At 67.5% G+C, this 16,072-nt stretch carries 17 protein-coding genes; 9 read left to right on the top strand and 8 right to left on the bottom strand.

From position 1 onward, the window contains the following. Positions 1-6: 6 nt before the first annotated feature. Both AC0KUR_RS06070 and AC0KUR_RS06075 read right to left on the bottom strand, forming a co-directional pair. Entirely contained in the window at positions 7-1,653 is a 1,647-nt protein-coding gene (locus tag AC0KUR_RS06070; protein ID WP_226252636.1) for an Nramp family divalent metal transporter, read from the bottom strand. A gap of 121 nt (positions 1,654-1,774) precedes the next feature. Beyond that, positions 1,775-1,912: a hypothetical protein gene (locus tag AC0KUR_RS06075; protein WP_167361904.1), complete on the bottom strand. Its 138-nt coding sequence runs from the start codon at positions 1,910-1,912 to the stop codon at positions 1,775-1,777. A gap of 361 nt (positions 1,913-2,273) precedes the next feature. On the opposite strand from AC0KUR_RS06075, the gene AC0KUR_RS06080 reads away from it, so the two are divergent. The 3 genes from AC0KUR_RS06080 to AC0KUR_RS06090 all read left to right on the top strand — a co-directional run bounded on the left by AC0KUR_RS06080 (position 2,274) and on the right by AC0KUR_RS06090 (position 4,871). Beyond that, on the top strand, positions 2,274-2,495 hold the full coding sequence (locus AC0KUR_RS06080; RefSeq protein WP_154233767.1) for a hypothetical protein: 222 nt from the start codon (positions 2,274-2,276) through the stop codon (positions 2,493-2,495). Positions 2,496-2,994: 499 nt separating this feature from the next. Next, the gene (locus tag AC0KUR_RS06085) at positions 2,995-3,264 is read left to right on the top strand and encodes a hypothetical protein (protein ID WP_049035638.1); all 270 of its coding nucleotides are present in this window, start codon (positions 2,995-2,997) and stop codon (positions 3,262-3,264) included. A gap of 119 nt (positions 3,265-3,383) precedes the next feature. Beyond that, positions 3,384-4,871 carry a carbohydrate porin gene (locus AC0KUR_RS06090; RefSeq protein ID WP_473375545.1) on the top strand — a complete coding sequence of 496 codons (1,488 nt, stop codon included), beginning with the start codon at positions 3,384-3,386 and terminating at the stop codon, positions 4,869-4,871. A gap of 79 nt (positions 4,872-4,950) precedes the next feature. Here the strand turns inward: AC0KUR_RS06090 and treA are convergent, their stop codons facing one another. Both treA and AC0KUR_RS06100 read right to left on the bottom strand, forming a co-directional pair. Further along, a complete protein-coding gene (gene treA / locus AC0KUR_RS06095; protein WP_200086380.1) occupies positions 4,951-6,678 on the bottom strand; it encodes an alpha,alpha-trehalase TreA in 1,728 nt (575 codons plus the stop codon). A gap of 136 nt (positions 6,679-6,814) precedes the next feature. After that, positions 6,815-7,444, bottom strand: coding sequence for a TetR/AcrR family transcriptional regulator (locus tag AC0KUR_RS06100; RefSeq protein ID WP_301742183.1), 630 nt, complete (start codon positions 7,442-7,444; stop codon positions 6,815-6,817). A 212-nt stretch (positions 7,445-7,656) separates the two neighbouring features. On the opposite strand from AC0KUR_RS06100, the gene AC0KUR_RS06105 reads away from it, so the two are divergent. Beyond that, positions 7,657-9,045 carry an MFS transporter gene (locus AC0KUR_RS06105; protein WP_059556796.1) on the top strand — a complete coding sequence of 463 codons (1,389 nt, stop codon included), beginning with the start codon at positions 7,657-7,659 and terminating at the stop codon, positions 9,043-9,045. 69 nt (positions 9,046-9,114) lie between these two features. Here the strand turns inward: AC0KUR_RS06105 and AC0KUR_RS06110 are convergent, their stop codons facing one another. After that, entirely contained in the window at positions 9,115-9,357 is a 243-nt protein-coding gene (locus AC0KUR_RS06110) for a hypothetical protein (protein ID WP_226227753.1), read from the bottom strand. Positions 9,358-9,444: 87 nt separating this feature from the next. Here AC0KUR_RS06110 and uppS point away from each other — a divergent pair, with 87 nt between their 5' ends. The 3 genes from uppS to AC0KUR_RS06125 all read left to right on the top strand — a co-directional run bounded on the left by uppS (position 9,445) and on the right by AC0KUR_RS06125 (position 12,886). Next, positions 9,445-10,215 carry a polyprenyl diphosphate synthase gene (uppS, locus tag AC0KUR_RS06115; RefSeq protein ID WP_034189389.1) on the top strand — a complete coding sequence of 257 codons (771 nt, stop codon included), beginning with the start codon at positions 9,445-9,447 and terminating at the stop codon, positions 10,213-10,215. A 52-nt stretch (positions 10,216-10,267) separates the two neighbouring features. After that, a complete protein-coding gene (locus tag AC0KUR_RS06120; protein WP_473375546.1) occupies positions 10,268-11,338 on the top strand; it encodes a terpene synthase family protein in 1,071 nt (356 codons plus the stop codon). Positions 11,339-11,674: 336 nt separating this feature from the next. Beyond that, positions 11,675-12,886, top strand: coding sequence for a winged helix-turn-helix domain-containing protein (locus AC0KUR_RS06125; RefSeq protein WP_473375547.1), 1,212 nt, complete (start codon positions 11,675-11,677; stop codon positions 12,884-12,886). Positions 12,887-12,934: 48 nt separating this feature from the next. On the opposite strand, the gene AC0KUR_RS06130 is transcribed toward AC0KUR_RS06125, so the two are convergent. Next, positions 12,935-13,153 carry a DUF1653 domain-containing protein gene (locus AC0KUR_RS06130; protein WP_006480837.1) on the bottom strand — a complete coding sequence of 73 codons (219 nt, stop codon included), beginning with the start codon at positions 13,151-13,153 and terminating at the stop codon, positions 12,935-12,937. Positions 13,154-13,211: 58 nt separating this feature from the next. Further along, positions 13,212-13,655: a GNAT family N-acetyltransferase gene (locus AC0KUR_RS06135; RefSeq protein WP_034189386.1), complete on the bottom strand. Its 444-nt coding sequence runs from the start codon at positions 13,653-13,655 to the stop codon at positions 13,212-13,214. Positions 13,656-13,793: 138 nt separating this feature from the next. Here AC0KUR_RS06135 and AC0KUR_RS06140 point away from each other — a divergent pair, with 138 nt between their 5' ends. Both AC0KUR_RS06140 and AC0KUR_RS06145 read left to right on the top strand, forming a co-directional pair. Further along, positions 13,794-14,417, top strand: a complete 624-nt coding sequence (locus tag AC0KUR_RS06140) for an HAD hydrolase-like protein (protein ID WP_473375548.1) — start codon at positions 13,794-13,796, stop codon at positions 14,415-14,417. A 368-nt stretch (positions 14,418-14,785) separates the two neighbouring features. Beyond that, positions 14,786-15,355, top strand: coding sequence for a DUF4142 domain-containing protein (locus AC0KUR_RS06145; RefSeq protein ID WP_049034712.1), 570 nt, complete (start codon positions 14,786-14,788; stop codon positions 15,353-15,355). A 93-nt stretch (positions 15,356-15,448) separates the two neighbouring features. Here AC0KUR_RS06145 and AC0KUR_RS06150 read toward each other — a convergent pair whose 3' ends face one another. Beyond that, positions 15,449-16,048: a GNAT family N-acetyltransferase gene (locus AC0KUR_RS06150; protein WP_034189383.1), complete on the bottom strand. Its 600-nt coding sequence runs from the start codon at positions 16,046-16,048 to the stop codon at positions 15,449-15,451. Positions 16,049-16,072 lie beyond the last annotated feature (24 nt).

The raw sequence follows: 16,072 nt of genomic DNA on the forward strand, positions 1-16,072 counted from the left end.
GCGACGTTACGTCAGCAGCGTCATCTGCACGACCTTCACGATCACGAGCCCGACCGCGATCACGAGATAGCCGCGCAGCACGGCCATCCAGATCCGCGTCGCGAGCGTCATGTTCTGCGGCTCGAGCGTGTCGAGCGGCGGCATCCGCCACGTATCGCGCAGCGACCGGTCGACACCCGGCTCCACCACGCGCTTGTTGCGGCGAATCAGGACCGTCGCGAGATACCCCGCGATCGCAAGCACGGTACCGCCCACCAGCACGTCGACGATCGCTTCGCCGCTGATATCCGGATACATCACCGACGCGGTCAGGATGATCGACAGCAGCACGAGTACCCAGATCACCGCGCCCGTGAACACGTTGAGCTTCGTCGAGTTGACCCACGGGCCGAGCACCTGGCGGTCGTTGCACAGCACCAGCAGGAACACCGTGGCACTCGGCAGCAGCACGCCGGCCAGCGTCTGCACGGCTTCGGTCAGCAGGCCGAGCGGGCTGCCCGGGATCAGCACGAGCGTGGCCGCCGCCGCGACGATGCCGAAGTAGACGAGATAAAAGCCCTTTGCGTCGGTCACGCCGCGATGCAGCGAGTGGCGGATCTTGAACACGTCGCCGATCGCATACGCGGTCGACAACGACACCGCCGCCGCGCCGATGATGCATGCGTCGAGCAGCGCGATCGCGAACAGCGTCGCGCTCGTGCGGCCCGCATACTTCTCCAGGCCCGCGATGATGCCGCCCGCGTCGGTAAAGTTGCCGGCTTCCGGATGGCCGCTGAACAGCGCGGCGCTGAAGCCGATCATGGCCACCGCGCCGACCAGCACGAACGCGATACCGATCCACAGGTCGGCCTTCTCGTACTTCATGAAGCGCGGCGTGATGCGCTTGTCGATCACGTAGCTCTGCTGGAAGAACAGCTGCCAGGGCGCAACCGTCGTGCCGACGATGCCGATCACGAGCAGCATCACGTCCGACAGCTTCGCGTGCGCGGGCCAGTTCGGCACGAAGAAATCGCGCGACATCTGCGCGACGCTCGGATGGATCGACACGAGCACGGGCACGAGCAGCAGGCTCATCACGCACAGCCCGATCGCGAACCGCTCGAAGCGCCGGAAATCGCCGGTACTCACCGCGGCCATCGTCAGCGCGGCGGCCACGCACACGCCGGCCACCTTCGGCAATCCGAAGAAATCCAGCACGAACGTGATGCCGATGAACTCGGTGACGATCGTGAGCGCATTGAGCAGGAACAGGTCGATCACGCTGAACGCGCCCCAGAACTTGCCGAAACGCTCGAAGATCAGGCGTGCATGGCCGACGCCGGTGACCGCGCCGAGGCGCAGCACCATTTCCTGGTTTACGTACAGCACGGGCACGAGCAGCAGCAGCGTCCACAGCAGCGTCGTGCCGTAGTTCTGGCCGGCCTGCGTGTAGGTGCCGAATGCGCCGGCGTCGTTGTCGCCGACCATCACGATCAGGCCCGGGCCGATGATCGCGAGCAGCGTGCGCAGGCGCGCCCACCACGTGCCGCGCGCACCGGTGTCGTGGTGCGGGATCGTGCCGAGTGCGCCGCGGATGTCGCCGAGGTGGGCGTCGTCGAGCACGGCGCTGCGTTCGGCGGCGATCGGTGGAGAGACGTTGGATGGCGTGGACATGATGTGTTCCGTACGGCTAAGGGTTATGCGATTCGATAAGCGTGTGACCTTGGAATGCGCACGGGGCGACCGCCCGAAGGCGGCCACGCGTGCGCATGCCGAGGCGCGCTCGGCGCTTCCTTCAGTGGATCAACGATTTCAGCTGGTTCAGCAGGCGGGAGAACACCCGCGGACGGGCGTCGAGCGTCAGCATCGCGTCGTACTGGTTGCGCGATTCCGTGACGTGCGGAAGGTTCGACAGCAGAAGGCCGAAGTTCATGGTCTGGCTCCGTGCGGCGACGGCAGGCGTGCCGGCCGCGTCGTGGGCGCGGGGCCAGTCCGGGGCCTGAACGACGTGTCAGGCTAGTCGGCCGGATTGTCCCTGCGACCGGGGTTCAAAAGGGTCGGTGCGTGCAACGGGCATAAGGGACAACTGTCACTGTCGTTCATGGCGGCTCCTGTGCGGTGTTCCGGAAAACACGGTTGACCGCCGTCAGGCCGGCGGGCCGCCATTCGCGAGCCGGGAAAAGGCACGCGCGAACGCGGCCGCCTGCCAGGCGGCGGTGAAACCGGCCAACGCATGCGAAAACGCATCACGCTAACCGGCGCGAATCAGGGTGCACGTAGGAATTTGCTGCGGAATGCTGCTGCGCGCACCGTTTGCCCGGGAGACAAACGGCGGCTTCGATGAGGCGCGGACGTCGGTCGCTCAGGCGGAAATTTCGTTCGAAGATCGACTACTGCAGGCGTCCAAGGCGGCGGCCCCAAGAGTGAAGATGGCGGATTCTATGGACGGCCCGAAAGTGAAGTCAACCCCTCCCAACCCCATTTCCCGAAATAAATTCCCCGCGTTTCGCCGCTGAAAGATTTGCCCTTGAAATGGCGCACCGAAACCTTTCAGCGCGTCAGGATGCACTCCGGCGGCGATGCGTGCGCGCAACGGCACAGAGTATCCCGCCGCGTGCGCTTCCGGCCCCCGCCAGGCCGCTGCCGCGCGACCGCGGTCCGTTGCGACGCGCAGGCCACGGACGTCATCTTTCGTGCGTTTTTTGCTTGCGCCGCAGCAAAAGTCGCGACTACAATCCGCCCCAATTCATCAAGGGAGTCCCCCCGTGGACACATGCTCTAGTTGCAGTTCGATGCCGGTCCAGGCCGGCCAAGCCATCGCGAGATAGCAGCCAGACGCATGTCTTTCGCCGCTAGCTCGCATTCGTCGGGTTAGCGCGCTTCCTCCCGGGCCGGCCATCGCCGCCTCGCCAGTCGCACGCTCCGTTACGTTCCACCCTCCGATCGCAGGTTGCGTCATGCGCCCGCGCTCGATCACGTCGTCCGGCGTTTGCCGGACCGGACGGAGGCAGCGTCATGTTCTTTCCATCCTTCGCGCTCAGACTCAAGCGCATCGCCCACGTCGCGTGCGACCGTGCATTCGTTTCCGGCCTCTCGCCGCTCGCCCACGCGTTCAGCAACTGGCGCGGCATCGCGCTCGCCCACGTGCCCGCGGCACCACGCCCGCTCGACTGCGTGCTGGTCGCCGCGATGGCGGCCGCGGTCGCGCTCGCCGCGCTGCTGTGCGCGGCCGCCTCGCGCCTCGGCTTCGCGCAGGTGTGGCGCGTCGGCGGCTGGCTGCCGTAATCCCGTCGCCGCGCGGCGGTACCACTCGCCCTGGAACGCCGCGCGATCGTCTCGTCGCATTTCCCGCATCGCGCCTTCATTTATTCAGTCTAGCTAATCAAATCATCAACGGAATCCGCATGAAGAATCACCTCGAACCTGTCCCGCGCAAGCGCCGCGTCAATGCGCTCGCCACGCTGCTGCTGTCGCTTGCCGCCACCCCCGCGTTCGCGCAGGCGTCGTCACCGGCCGCGGCCGAACCGGCAGCCGGCGCCAGCGACGCCGCCGCGCCCGCACGACAGGCCGCCGATACCGCCGCGCCCGCCCCCACCGGCTTCTGGGAGCGTTCGAACCTGCTCGGCGACATGGGCGGCCTGCGCGACCTGCTGGGCGATCACGGCGTCACGCTGAGCCTGCAGGAAACCAGCGAGTACCTGTACAACACGTCCGGCGGCACGCATCGCGGCGGCGCGTACCAGGGGCTCACGCAATTCGGTTTCAACGTCGATACCGGCAAGGCGATCGGCCTGCCGGGCGGCACGTTCAACGTGTCGGGGCTGCAGATCCACGGCACCAACCTCACGCAGCGCTACCTGCAGACACTGCAGACCGCGACCGGCATCGAAGCGAACTCGACCACGCGCCTGTGGGAGCTCTGGTACCAGCAGTCGTTGCTCGACGGCAAGGTCGACGTGAAGGTCGGCCAGCAGAGCGTCGACCAGGAATTCATGGTGAGCCAGAACGCGTCGACGTTCATGAACGCGACGTTCGGCTGGCCCGTGTTGCCGTCGACCGACCTGCCGGCCGGCGGCCCCGCGTATCCGCTGTCGTCGCTCGGCGTGCGCCTGCGCGTGAAGCCGGCCGACGCGTGGACCGCGATGATCGGCGTGTTCGACGGCAACCCGGCCGGCCGCACCGACGGCGACGCGCAGGTGCTGAACGCGCACGGCACCCACTTCAACCTGCGCAGCGGTGCGTTCGTGATCGGCGAGGTGCAGTACGCGCTGAACGCGCCGCCGGCCGATCCGAAGGCGCCGCAGCCCGTCGGCCTGCCCGGCACGTACAAGCTCGGCTTCTGGTATCAGTCGCAGCACGCGAACGACCCGCGTTACGGCACCGACGGCCTGTCGCTCGCGGATCCGGCGAGTCACGGCACGCCCGCCACGCATCGCGGCAACTACGGGTTCTATGCGGTCGCGGACCAGATGGTGTGGCGGCCGTCGGCCAACAGCCCGCGCGCGCTCGGCGTGTTCGCACGCGTGACGGGCGCACCCGGCGACCGCAATGTCGTCGACTTCGCGGCCAACGCAGGCGTGACGCTGAAGGCGCCGTTCGCCGGACGCGATAACGACGTCGCCGGCATCGCGATCGGCTACGCGAAGATCGGCTCGCATGCGCGCGGCCTCGACGGCGATACCGGCGTGTACACGACGCCCGGCTATCCGGTGCGTCGCGCGGAGACGGTCGTCGAAGCGACCTACCAGTACCAGGTCACGCCGTGGTGGCAGTTGCAGGCCGACCTGCAGCACTTCTTCCGCCCGGGCGGCGGCATCCCGAACCCGAACGCGGCCGGCGCGCGCATCGGCGACGAAACGGTGGTCGGCGTACGCACGACGATCACGTTCTGATGCGCGCCGCATGAAAACACGGGCCGGTCGGCCGCTCGCGCGACCGTCCGGCCCGTTTGCTCGTGTGCCGCGCCGCGAATTACTCGCCGTACAGCCCGAGCAGTTTCAGCGTGACGCCGTTGGTCCAGCCGAACCCGTCCTGCAGCGGATATTCACCGCCTCCGCCACCGCCCGTGCCGGCGCCTTCGACCACGTACTTCTCGACGAGCTTGCCTTCCGTCGCATACACATGCTTCACGTCGGACAGGAAGCGCGTGCCGATGTCCTTCGCGAGCGCCGGTTCGCCATAACGGCGCAGCCCGTCGATCGCGATCCACTGCAGCGGCGCCCACCCGTTCGGCGCATCCCACTGCTGGCCCGTGTTCTCGGTCGTCGTCGCGAGCCCGCCCGGTTGCAGCAGCGTCTTGCGCACTTCGCGCGCGGTCGCCTTCGCGCGCTCGGGCCATGCGACGCCCGCGAACAGCGGATACAGCGTGGCCGCCGTCACGCCGTCGCGCGGCTTGCGCAACTGCCAGTCGTAGTCGCCGTAATAGCCGTGACGATTCCACAGGTAACGGTTGATCGCGGCCGCACGCCGTGCCGCGCGCCCGGAGAAATCGATCACGCATGCCATGTCGCGCGCGACCGTGCAGCCCTTCACGATCGTCGTCTCGAGATGGAACATCAGGCTGTTCAGGTCGACCGGCACGATCGACGTCGTGCGGATCGTCGCGAGCGTCTTGCCGTCGCCGAACCAGCGCGAGCTGTAGTCCCAGCCGCTTTCGGCGCCCGCACGCAGGTCGCGGTAGACCTCGTTCGCCGGGCGGCCGGTTGCCGACTTCGCGGTCGTCACGTCCTCCAGATACGACTCGTCGCGCGGCGTGTCGCTCGCGTCCCAGTAGCGGTTCAGTACCGCGCCGTCGGGCATCGCGACCACGTGGCGCGCGGCCTGCCCGCGCGGCGTCGTGGTTTCGCCCTGCATCCAGTACGCGTGTTCCTTGCGCAGCTCCGGCAGGTATTTCTGGTAGACCCTGTCGCCTTCGGCCTGCGCGGCGAGCGTGACCATGTACGCGAAGAACGGCGGCTGCGAGCGGCTCGCGTAATACGTCCGGTTGCCGTTCGGGATGTGGCCGATCGTATCGATCAGATATGCGAAGTTGTCGAGCATGTTGTCGACGAGATCCTCGCGTCCCGACACCTGCAGGCCGAGCATCGTGAAATAGGTATCCCAGTAGTAGCCTTCGCGAAAGCGGCCGCCCGGCACGACATACGGTTTCGGCATCGCGATCAGCGAACCGTATTGGGGCACCGTGACGCTCGTGCGCGTGAGCTGCGGCCACAGCCAGTCGATGTGCTGGCGCAGCGTCTGGTTCGGCGGCGGCGTCACGCCGCTTTCCGGCGGCGGCGTGAAGTGCTGGCCGACGAACGTCTTCAGCGAAAAGCCCGGTTGCGATTTCTGTTGCTGATACAACTGCACGATCGTCGCGGGATCGGTATCGGGCGTCGCGTCGACGAAGGTCTTCTGGTCGGGGTAGATCTGCGCGGTCTGCACCGCGACGAACAGGTCGCCGTAGAGCTGGCTCGGCGGCGGCAGCAGCGTGCCCGATACGGCGGGTGCCGCGGCGGTGGCGGCCGCGGCCGGAGACTGGCCCGCCGCTTGCGCGGCGGCCTGGTTCGCGTTGTCGGCCTGCGCGGCGCAGCCTGCGACAGCGAGATAGGCGACGGCCAGCGTGGCCGCCCAGCGAAGACGCGGCGCGGGTGGCGCAGCGCGTGACGAGAGATGAACCGGGAAGCGAGTTGCAATCGGTGCGGCACGACGTGGCGTCATGACGTGTCCCCTCCTTTCGATGGTGAATGGATCGGCAAGGGGTCTCGTTCGCGCGCGCGTTCGTCTCGATGGCCCTCGATCGATACGCGTCATGTGGTGGTGCGAGTCGGTCCGACTGTCGCACGAAACGCGCACATCAAGCAAGTTTCGATTCGCGCGACTCGCGCAGGTAACCGCGCACGGCCCGCGATGCACGCGCCTCGAGCGCCGCCGCATCGGTCTCGCCGCGGGCGCCCGCCGCGTCGACAATCCCTTTCACGATCGCCAGCAGATCGTGCGCGACGACGTCGGGCGCGGCGACACGCGGCGCATCGCGCAAGCCGAGCGCATGCAGCAGCGTCGCGTGGATGCGGTCCGCGACGCGTGCCGCACGCACACCGAGCGGCAGCCGCGCTTCCTCGAAATCGATCAGCCGCGCGAGCACCGGCCGGCGCATCTGGTGCGCGACGGCTCCGCGCACCAAGGCGCGCAGCACGTCGTCGCAGGACGACAGCGCGGCCGCCCGGTCGACGTCGTCGAGCAGATGCGCACTCTCGCGCTCGACGAGCGCGGCCGTCAGCGCGTCGCGATTCGGGAAGTATTGATAGAGCGAGCCGATGCTCACGCCGGCCAGCGCGGCGACGGCGTTCGTCGTGTAACCGTCGAAGCCGTCGCGCTCCAGAATGCGGGCAGCGGCCTCGACGATCGCGTCGACGGTGGCCGCCGAGCGGCGCTGGCGCGGCGCCTTGCGGGGCGACAGCGCGATACGCGAGGACGATCCGGACATGGCGGGCAGGCGAGCTTCGAATATGAGCAAACGCTCATATTCTAGAAACGCACGTGCCCACCGTCAAAAGAAATCGGCACGCATGCGCGGTCGTTCCTTCCGCGCATCCGGCCGAAAAGGACGACTGTTGCAACATGCGGAACAACTGTTGTCATGCGTGACGCAACGGTCACATTGTGGGCATAATGGCGTCTTTACCGCGCGCCCAGCCCATGTCGCCCGTCTTTCTAGCACCGCTCATCGTTGCCTGTGCGTTGTTCATGGAAAGCGTCGACGCGAACATCATCGTCACCGCCCTGCCCGCGATGGCGAGGGACTTCGGGCACAACCCCGTCACACTGAACATCGCGATCACGGCCTACGTGGTCGGCCTCGGCGTGTTCATTCCGATCTGCGGCTGGCTCGCCGACCGCTTCAGCGCACGCTCCGTGTTCCGCACCGCGATCGGCATCTTCGTCGTCGGCTCGCTGATGTGCGCGGCCTCCAACTCGCTCGGCGTGCTCACGTTCGCGCGCTTCATCCAGGGCGTCGGCGGCGCGATGATGGTCCCGGTCGGCCGCATCATCATCTTCCGCGCGGTGCCGCGCTCCGATCTCGTGCGCGCGATGAACTACCTCGCGATTCCCGCGCTGTTCGGGCCCACGGTCGGACCGCTCGTCGGCGGCTTCATCACGACCTACCTGCACTGGCGGATGATCTTCTTCATCAACGTGCCGATCGGCCTCTACGGGATCTATCTCGCGAGCAAGCACATCGCGAACACGCACGAGCCCGATCCCGGGCCGCTCGACTGGTTCGGCTTCCTGCTGTCGGCGAGCGGCGCCGCCCTGCTGCTGATGGGGCTCACGCTGATCGACGGCGCGCTCACGTCGCGCTCGAACGCGCTCCTCATGTGCGTGGCCGGCACCGCGATGCTGGCGCTCTACGTGCCGTATGCGCGCCGCAAGGAACGGCCGGTGCTCGATCTCAGTTTCCTGAAGATCCCGACGTATCACGCGAGCGTCGTCGGCGGGTCGCTGTTCCGCATCGGCCTCGGCGCGGTGCCGTTCCTGCTGCCGCTCGCGCTGCAGGAAGGACTCGGCATGAGCGCGTTCCATTCGGGGCTCATCACGTGCGCGTCCGCGCTCGGCGGCGCGGTGAGCCGCTCGACGGCCACGCATACGCTGCGCCGCTTCGGCTTTCGCACGGTGCTGATCTACAACGCGGCCTTCGCGGGCCTCGCGATCGCCGCGTACGGCGTGTTCCATCCCGGCATGGCGACCTGGGCGATCTGGCTGATCGTGCTCGTCGGCGGCATCTTCCCCGCGCTGCAGTTCACGAGCCTGAACTCGATGATCTACGCGGACATCTCGCCGCGCGACGCGGGCCGTGCCACGAGCCTCGGCAGCGTCGTGCAGCAGATGTCGCTCGGCCTCGGCGTGACGGTGGCCGGCCTCGTGCTGCACGTGTCGCACTGGCTGCAGGGCCACCAGAAGATGATGTGGTCGGATTTCTGGCCCGCGTTCCTGGTGGTCGGGCTGTGCTCGTTCGCGTCGATTCCGATCACGCGGCGGCTGCCGCCCGGCGCCGGCGACGAAGTGGCGCGCGGCAAGCGGCAATGAGCGGCAACACGCGGTCGGCGCATCGGAATCGTTTCCGCCGCCCTCGGCCGCCTGTCGGTTGCCTCGTTTTTATTTTTTAATTTCCGGTTTATTCAAGAAATCGAAACGCGCGAAAAACGCGGGCCGGAATGACGGCTTCGACAAGACATCAGGCTGGAAAATCGCCTGCACCGAATCGGATCGGAGATCCATGCGCCGCGGTGCAATGCCCGCCCGGCCGCACGGCCGACGCACCGCGATTGCGCGCACGTCGTTAACTTGAAAATCCGGAATATATCGGCCAATAATGGGCGGTCGCATCGGCGCGAACATTCATCCCCACGCCGACATACGGAAGTTGGCATAACAATCCCCCTGCTGTTTGACGTTTCGATCGCTTCCCGCCTCGAAGGAGTCGCCATGACTCAAGAGCTGATTGTGCGCGCGCCGGAAACATTCGCCATCGATTCGCCCGCCGTACCGAGCGTTGCGGCACAGCCGCTGCCCACGCATCTCGCCGTCATCCTCGACGGCAACCGGCGCTGGGCCGACCGGCTCGGCCTGCCGACCGCCGACGGCTACCGGGCCGGCGGCCGCAACGTGCATGCGCTGCTGTCGTGGTGCGAGGAAGCCGCCATCCCGTTCGTCACGCTGTGGCCGCTGTCCACCGAAAACCTGAACCGCGACGCCGAGGAATTGCGCGGGCTGCTCGCGGTGATCGCCGACGTTTTCGACGAGCTCGCCGCCAGCGGCCGCTGGCGCCTGCACGTGATCGGCGACCTGACGAAGCTGCCGCCCGACACGGCCGAACGGATCGGCGCCGCGCAACGACGCACGGCCGATGCGCGCGGGCTCGACGTCAACATCGCCGTCGCGTACAGCGGCCGCCTCGACCTGCTGAATGCGATCCGGTCGCTGATCGAGGAGCACGTCGCGGCCGGCACCGTCGATCAGTTGCTCGCGCAACTCAGCCCGGAAATGATCGCGAGCCGGCTCTGTACGGCCGGCCAGCCCGAGCCGGACCTCGTGATCCGCACGTCCGGCGAGCAGCGCCTGTCGAATTTCATGCTCTGGCAAACCGCCTTCTCGGAGTTCTATTTCACGCCGACCTGCTGGCCCGATTTCGGACGCGACGATTTCGATCAGGCCATCGATGCGTACGGCAAGCGCGCGCGCCGGTTCGGCAAGTAAGCCGGACTCCCTTCACGACACCCGTTGTCACCCGCTATCCGCGAGGTACGCCATGTCCGCCGTCGAAACCGTTGCCGCCGCGCCCACGCTGGTGCTTCCGCACCTGTTTCACCCGTTCCGGACGCCCGTGCACCCCGACGCCGACCGCGCCGAAGCCGACCTGCAGGCCTGGATGAACGGTCATGGCCTGCTCGAGGATCCGCGCTGGGCCAGCGGCATCCGTCACGGCAAGATCGGCGAATACTGCGCGCGGGTCTATGCGTACTCGACCTTCGACGGCCTGTGCTCGGCGACCCGCGCGTACGGCTGGATTTTCTCGATCGACGACGGCCTGTGCAGCCTGCATGGCGTCGCCCGCTCGCCGGGCGATCTCGGGGCGCTCTACCTGTGGCTGTACGAGATGATCGCGGATCCGGCCGGTCACGATCCGGCGCCGCTGCGCGATGCGCTGGCCGCGCGCCTGCCGCACATGGCCGCGTTCCTGCCCGCGCTGCAACGCGCGACGCAGGACATCTGCACGCGCATCGCGGCCGCGTCCACGACCGCGCAATACGCACGCTGGACGGCCGGCATGATGACGTTCCTGTTTTCGACGCTGTGGGAGGCCGGCCGCTACGCGACGGATGTCGTGCCGGGCGAGGCCGAATACCTTTCCGGCCGCACGTACAACGGATGCGGCGAAGGCGCGTTTGCACTGATCGACATCGCGGCGGGTTACGAAGCGCCCGTCGCATTCTATGCGGACGAAGAGGTCCGGCGCCTGCGCAAGCTGTCCGGCCTGATCCTGTGCCTCTGCAACGACATCTTTTCGTATCCGAAGGAAGCCGGCGAATCGAGCAGCAATCTCGTCTGCGTCCTGATGCACGAGCGCGGCCTCGCGCCGCAAGCCGCGCTCGACGCGGCGGCCGCGATCCACAACGGGTATCTGATGCGTTATCTGGAACTGGAGGCCCGCGTGCGGGCGCGCACCGACGATCGAACGTCGCTGCGCCTGCTCGAAGGCGCGCGCTCGTACATCCGCGGCAACTACGACTGGCATTTCGGTTCGCCACGCTACGGTGCGGCCAGACACTACGACCTGTCGCGCGCGCTGCGGCCCGGGGAAACGAGTGCCGCGGCGTGACAGGCACGGCGGCGGCGCGTGAAAATCCGGCAATACAAAAAAATCAGCGGACATCCACTCGGGGCCGGTGCACAGCCGCATGGATGTCCGCTCAGGGCTCCTGAATTCCCGATGGGGGTTGAGAATCCAGGATTCGCTTCCTGCGTGCCATGGACATATGTGCGTCGGAAGCGGAATCGTTGCGCGCATTTGTCGCCGCGCCATGAACTGCACTATAGGGAAACTTGCGAAACCTATCTGTCAAGCATTGTCAGACGCGCGGCGGCAGCGCATCGCACGCGTGCGCCGCTTTCGCGCTAAAGTGGTCCCCGATCACCACCCTCGACCGCCATTCCGATGCTTACGCTCTCGCCCGCCGCCGCCCGCGCGCTGCATCTCGCCGCGCAGGGCCTGCTGACGCCGCCCCGCCGCAAGGCAACCAAAACCGACGTGCTCGACACGATCCGCCGCATGGCGCAGTTGCAGATCGACACCATTCACGTCGTCGCGCGCAGCCCGTATCTCGTGTTGTTCAGCCGCCTCGGCGATTTCGCGCCGCAGTGGCTCGACGAACATCTCGCCGAAGCGCGCCTGTTCGAGTACTGGTCGCACGAGGCATGCTTCCTGCCGGTCGAGCAGTTCGGGCTGATGCGCTACAAGATGCTCGATCCGTCGGGGATGGGCTGGAAATACGCGGCCGAATGGCATGAGCGCAACCGGCCCGACATCGAGCGGCTGCTCGCGCGGATTCGCGACGAGGGCCCGGTGCGGTCGGCCGATTTCGCGCGCGAGGATGGCGCGAAGGGCAACGGATGGTGGGATCGCAAGCCGGAGAAACGGCACCTGGAGGTGCTGTTCACGACGGGTGACCTGATGGTGTCGGAACGCCGCAATTTCCAGCGCGTGTACGACGTCCGCGAACGCGTGCTGCCCGGCTGGGACGATTCACGCGACCTGCCGCCACGCGAAGCCGTGCTGCCGGCGCTGCTCGACTACACGTGCCGTGCGCTCGGCGTCGTGCGCGCGGACTGGGTCGCCGACTACTACCGGCTGCCGCGCCGCTCGTACCGCGACGAACTGGAGCGGCTCGCGGCAGCCGGCGACCTGATTCCGGCGCGGATCGACGACTGGAAGGAACCGGCCTACGTGCATCGCTCGCTCGAAGCCTGGCTGCCGGCCGCCGAGGCCGACACGCTGCGCTCGACGGTCACGACGCTGCTGTCGCCGTTCGATCCGGTCGTCTGGGACCGGCGGCGCGCGTCGACGCTGTTCGGCTTCGACTACACGATCGAGTGCTATACGCCCGAGCACAAGCGGCGCTACGGTTATTTCTGCCTGCCCGTGCTGCATCGCGGCCGGCTGGTCGGCCGCGTCGATGCGAAAGCGCATCGCACGCTGGGTACGTTCGAGCTGAAGGCGGTGCATGTCGAGCCGGGCGTGCGCGTCGGTGCGGGGCTCGCGGCCGACGTCGCGAAGGCCGTGAAGAGACTCGCGGCGTGGCACGGCACGCCGGAGGTGACGGTCAGACACGCGCCGCCCGAGCTGGTGAAGGCGCTGGCCGGCGCGTGACGGATTGGCCGGTTCGCGCGGCGGCGGCGCACGCGCCGCCGGCACGGATCAGTCGCGCAGCTTGCGAAAGCGCGGCGTACCGTCCTCGAGGTTCCCGTTGAACATCGCTTCCGGGCGCACCCACAGCCCGCGCGCATGCGGCCACAGATGCTCGTACACGACCACCGATTCCTCGGTTTCGGAGTGGCGTGCAACGCCGATGTAGCGGTACAGCCCGCCCTTGTAGTGACGGTGCGTCGCGAGCTGTTCGGCTTCCTGTTCGGTCATGATGGGCTTCTCTTCGGCAAAAAACGGAAAGCGCGTATTGTATGCGCTGCGCCGCGCGTCAGCGTTTCGCGTAGATGTCGGGGCGGCGGATCTCCATCAGCCGCTCGGGATTCGCGGACGGCCCGAAGCCGACCGGCCGGTACAGTTCGTGCGCATCGGTCGTCACGAGCATGATGCGGCGCAGCCGCTGCACCATCTCCTGCGCGAACACGTGATCGATCAGCGCACGGCCGTAGCCGTTGCCGCGATCGGCCGGCAACACGAACACGTCGCACAGGTACGCGAACGTCGCATGATCGGTAACGAGCCGCGCGAACCCGACGAGCCGGTCGCCGACATACGCACCGAAGCACAGCGAACCCTCGATCGCCTTCTCGACCACGTCGCGCGGAATGCCCTGCGACCAGTACGCATCGCGATGCAGGAAGTCGTGGATCGCGTCGATGTCGAGTTCGCGCTTGTCGGTGGAAAATCTCAGCGTGGCGGGGGCGGCTGCGGGCACGGCGGTTCTCCGGTCGAGGTCGGAAGGCGGAGCATCGACGATACCGCGCCGTGAAGCGGCGGACAAGGTACACCATCGATCCGCCGCGGCCGAATCGGCGACAATGTCACCCGCCCCATGAACCGGTCACGTCGCCTCATGCCCTTCCGCCTCATCGCATTCGACTTCGACGGCACCCTCGCCGATTCGCTCGACAGCTTTCTCGCGGCGCTGTCGGAAGCGTCGCGCCTGCACGGCTTCCGCGACGTGACGCCCGAACTGCGCCCCGCGCTGCGCGGCATGTCGGCACGCGACATCATTCGCGCGCTCGAGGTGCCGATGTGGAAAGTGCCGCGCGTGACGATCGACATGCGCCGCCTGATGCGGCCGCGCGTCGCGCAGGTGACGCTGTTCCCCGGCGTCGACGCAACGTTCGACGCGCTCGCCGCGCGCGGCATCCGTATCGCGATCGCCACGTCCAACACCGAAGACATCGTGCGCGACCGGCTCGGCCCGCGTGCCAGTGCCCACGTCGACACGTTCGCATGCGGCATTCCGCTGTTCGGCAAGGCGCGTCGCCTGCGCGCGCTGGTGCGCGAGGCCGGCGTACGTGCCGACGAAGTGCTGTACGTCGGCGACGAAATCCGCGACGCCGACGCAGCGCGACGCGCACGCATCGCGTTCCAGGGTGTCGCGTGGGGCTACACCGCGCCCGATGCATTGCAGGCACATTGCGCGACACCGCTGCTGCTGCGCCTCGATGCGTTGCTCGATCGCGTGTGACGCTTGCTCGCGCATCGCATGCGCGACCCGACAGCACGACGCTCAACCACCGATGACACGCGCGTGCGTCCCATGCATCGCATGCGTCACGCGCACGCAAAAATTGCCGCCGCCGCAGGGGCATCAGGTACGCACTACCTGTCCGCCGGCGCGCGCATCGTTTCGTCTTACCAACCGTTACACAAGCCACATCGCGGTTGCACCTGCTACCCGACCGCCCTCCTAGAATCAGTCGGGCCGGGAAACACTTCGACCGGCGCCGCGGCAGAGCGGTGGTCGAATCCGGTCCGGGCGCGCCCGGTCTCTCGCACAGCGACGGATCACGTGATCCGTTTTTCAACCAGAGCCCCGATTGACAGGAGGTCCTCATGAACCGCTTCCCCCCCATCTCGCGCCTTGCTTTGTCTGCCGCTGGCCTGCTTCTCGTCGCCGTGACGGCGACCGCGCAAACCGCGCAACCGGCACCGGCTGCGCCGGCCGCCGCCGCGACGCGCATCCACGAAGCCGACCAGGCCTTCATCACCGACGGCACGAAGACCGTGTCGACGCAGCACGACGCGGCGCGCATCGCCGATTCGCGCACGTCGGACAGCCAGGTCAAGGCATTCGCGCAACGCGTGTCGACCGACGATGAAAAGATCATCCAGGCGATGCGCGCGGCGAGCCCGCGCGGCGTCGACGTGCCGGCCAACGACCCCGACACGGCCGTGCTGAGCAGCATCAAGAACCTGCGCGGTGCCGAGTTCGACAAGGCATACATCGAGCAGGTCGCGCTCGCGGGCCAGCAGAAGGCGATCTCGGCATTCCAGGCCGAAATCGCCTCGGGCCGCGACACGAAGCTGAAGGAAGTCGCACGCCAGTCGCTGCCGATTCTGCAGGCGCACTACGCGGACGCGCAGAAGCTCGCGCAGCGTCATCACCTCGCTTCGGCGCAGTAACGCGATACAGCGCCGCGCCTCGCGCGCGGCGCCCCGCTTCCCCCGTCGTCGCGCTGCCGCCGCTCCCGCCGGCGGCGCGACGCACGTCACGCGTCAGCTCGCGAGCTTCGCCACCAGCCGCGCGCTCACTTCCGGCCATTCGTCGTCGATGATGCTGAAGCGCACCGAATTGCGCTTGCGGCCATCCGGCATGATCCGTTCGTGACGCACGATGCCCTCCTGTTTCGCGCCGATCCGCAGGATCGCCGCGCGCGATTTCTCGTTCAGCTCGTCGGTCGTGAACTGCACGCGCACACAGTGCAGCGTGTCGAACGCATACGCCAGCAGCAGCCACTTCGCCTCGGTATTCGCACGCGTGCGCTGCGCCGATTCGCTCAACCACGTATGACCGATCTCGAGCTTGCGATTCTTGCGGTCGATCTTCCAGAAGCGCGTGCTGCCGATCACGCGGCCCGATGCGCGATCGACGATCACGAACGGCATCACGGTGCCGGCCGCGCGCCCCTGCAATGCGGTATCGATATACGCGTCGATCGTCCCCGCGCCCGGCACGACCGTGACCGTCAGGTTCCACAACTCGCCGTCGGCGGCGGCATCGAGCAGCGCCTGCCGGTCGGATGCATCGAGCGGCCGCAGGACGACGCGCTCGCCGCGGAGTGTCGGTGGTTCGAGGGAAGACGATGCGGCGGTCATGGCGAGATTCCTGGAAACGAGGAC

Source organism: Burkholderia sp. YHN3-13, assembly GCF_055810675.1.

Excerpts from the sequence above, each read along its gene's own strand:
- AC0KUR_RS06070 (WP_226252636.1), bottom strand. The coding sequence starts at position 1,653 with ATGTCCACGCCATCCAACGTCTCTCCACCGATCGCCGCCGAACGCAGC.
- AC0KUR_RS06075 (WP_167361904.1), bottom strand. The coding sequence starts at position 1,912 with ATGAACTTCGGCCTTCTGCTGTCGAACCTTCCGCACGTCACGGAATCG.
- AC0KUR_RS06080 (WP_154233767.1), top strand. The coding sequence starts at position 2,274 with ATGCTGCTGCGCGCACCGTTTGCCCGGGAGACAAACGGCGGCTTCGAT.
- AC0KUR_RS06085 (WP_049035638.1), top strand. The coding sequence starts at position 2,995 with ATGTTCTTTCCATCCTTCGCGCTCAGACTCAAGCGCATCGCCCACGTC.
- AC0KUR_RS06090 (WP_473375545.1), top strand. The coding sequence starts at position 3,384 with ATGAAGAATCACCTCGAACCTGTCCCGCGCAAGCGCCGCGTCAATGCG.
- treA (WP_200086380.1), bottom strand. The coding sequence starts at position 6,678 with ATGACGCCACGTCGTGCCGCACCGATTGCAACTCGCTTCCCGGTTCAT.
- AC0KUR_RS06100 (WP_301742183.1), bottom strand. The coding sequence starts at position 7,444 with ATGTCCGGATCGTCCTCGCGTATCGCGCTGTCGCCCCGCAAGGCGCCG.
- AC0KUR_RS06105 (WP_059556796.1), top strand. The coding sequence starts at position 7,657 with ATGTCGCCCGTCTTTCTAGCACCGCTCATCGTTGCCTGTGCGTTGTTC.
- AC0KUR_RS06110 (WP_226227753.1), bottom strand. The coding sequence starts at position 9,357 with ATGTTCGCGCCGATGCGACCGCCCATTATTGGCCGATATATTCCGGAT.
- uppS (WP_034189389.1), top strand. The coding sequence starts at position 9,445 with ATGACTCAAGAGCTGATTGTGCGCGCGCCGGAAACATTCGCCATCGAT.
- AC0KUR_RS06120 (WP_473375546.1), top strand. The coding sequence starts at position 10,268 with ATGTCCGCCGTCGAAACCGTTGCCGCCGCGCCCACGCTGGTGCTTCCG.
- AC0KUR_RS06125 (WP_473375547.1), top strand. The coding sequence starts at position 11,675 with ATGCTTACGCTCTCGCCCGCCGCCGCCCGCGCGCTGCATCTCGCCGCG.
- AC0KUR_RS06130 (WP_006480837.1), bottom strand. The coding sequence starts at position 13,153 with ATGACCGAACAGGAAGCCGAACAGCTCGCGACGCACCGTCACTACAAG.
- AC0KUR_RS06140 (WP_473375548.1), top strand. The coding sequence starts at position 13,794 with ATGCCCTTCCGCCTCATCGCATTCGACTTCGACGGCACCCTCGCCGAT.
- AC0KUR_RS06145 (WP_049034712.1), top strand. The coding sequence starts at position 14,786 with ATGAACCGCTTCCCCCCCATCTCGCGCCTTGCTTTGTCTGCCGCTGGC.
- AC0KUR_RS06150 (WP_034189383.1), bottom strand. The coding sequence starts at position 16,048 with ATGACCGCCGCATCGTCTTCCCTCGAACCACCGACACTCCGCGGCGAG.